Origin of the sequence: Frateuria hangzhouensis, from assembly GCF_026410505.1 — a bacterium.
GTDB classification, from domain to species: domain Bacteria; phylum Pseudomonadota; class Gammaproteobacteria; order Xanthomonadales; family Rhodanobacteraceae; genus Frateuria_A; species Frateuria_A hangzhouensis.
Genome location: NZ_JAPMIU010000038.1, coordinates 1 through 1,199, shown reverse-complemented (window position 1 = coordinate 1,199; position 1,199 = coordinate 1). Strand labels below are relative to the sequence as shown.

Below are 1,199 nucleotides of genomic sequence, written 5' to 3'. Positions count from 1 at the left end.
GGATGGTCTGATCAACCATCGCCTTTTAAAAACGGACCGGTTTGAGCACGGCAAGGGCGTGTCGGGCGACCACCAGGCCCACGTTCGGCAATCGCGCGCGTTGTTTTCCGCCGCGCATGACCGCGGCGGAGCGCCGTTGAGGCGCACCTATCCCGTGGTGGCGAGCAAATGCTTGCGAGCTATCCACAGGTTGGCCAATGCAAACAGCGTCACGACTTGTGCGCCGTTCTTCGCCAACCCGCGATAGCGCGCTTTCATGTGACCAAACTGACGCTTGACCACGCGGAAGGGATGCTCGACGGCTGCTCGGATGGAGGCTTTGGCCTGTTCCAGTTCCTCCATGATCCCGCGCAGCTTCTCATCCTCGATGGCCTTGATCGTGCTGCGCTTGGCGGCAATCCACCAGCGACGCCCGCGCTTGGTCGGCACCCGCTTCTCGGCGCCGATGTAGCCGGCGTCGGCAAACACCGCTTTCTCCTTGCCGTGCAGCAGCTTGTCCACCTGTGTCACGTCGGCCTCGTTCGCGGCCGTGGTCACCACCGTGTGGACCAACCCGGTGCCCTCATCCACGCCGATGTGCGCCTTCATGCCGAAGTACCACTGGTTGCCCTTCTTCGTCTGGCGCATCTCCGGGTCGCGCGCCTTGTCCCGGTTCTTGGTCGACGAAGGCGCGCCCAGGATCGTGGCATCCACGATGGTGCCCTTCGAGAGCTTCAAGCCCCGGTCGTGCAAGTGCTTGCTCACCGCTTCAAACAACCGCTCGGCCACCTTGTGCTTCTCCAACAGGTGACGGAACTTGCAGACGGTCGTCTCGTCCGGCACCGGCTCGCGCCCCAGGTCGATGCCGACAAACCGACGCATCGCCACGGAGTCATACAGGGCCTCCTCGACTGCAGGATCGGAAAGCGCGTACCACTGCTGCAGGAGGTGGATCCGCAGCATGCGTTCGAGCCCCACCGCCGGGCGCCCACCGCCATCGGCGCGTGGCTTGGGGTAGTGCGGTTCGATCAAGGCGCAAAGCGCGGACCACGGCACCACCTTGTCCATCTCGGCTAGAAACACATCCCGGCGCGTCGGCTTGCGGTGTACTTCGAAACTGCCGTCGGCTTGGCTGGCCAGGGTCAATTGGTCGGGCATCGGTTACGCTCGGTGGGCGGAGGCCCTCGCTTGGACAGCGGGGCAAAATCAGAGTTTCCCTA

The 1,199-nt window shown here is 63.9% G+C and carries 1 protein-coding gene; it reads right to left on the bottom strand.

Translation table 11 applies throughout. The annotated features are described in order from the left end of the window. Positions 1-147 precede the first annotated feature (147 nt). Complete coding sequence (locus tag OSC30_RS16755) at positions 148-1,137, bottom strand: IS5 family transposase (RefSeq protein WP_267172988.1); 990 nt, start codon at positions 1,135-1,137, stop codon at positions 148-150. Positions 1,138-1,199 lie beyond the last annotated feature (62 nt).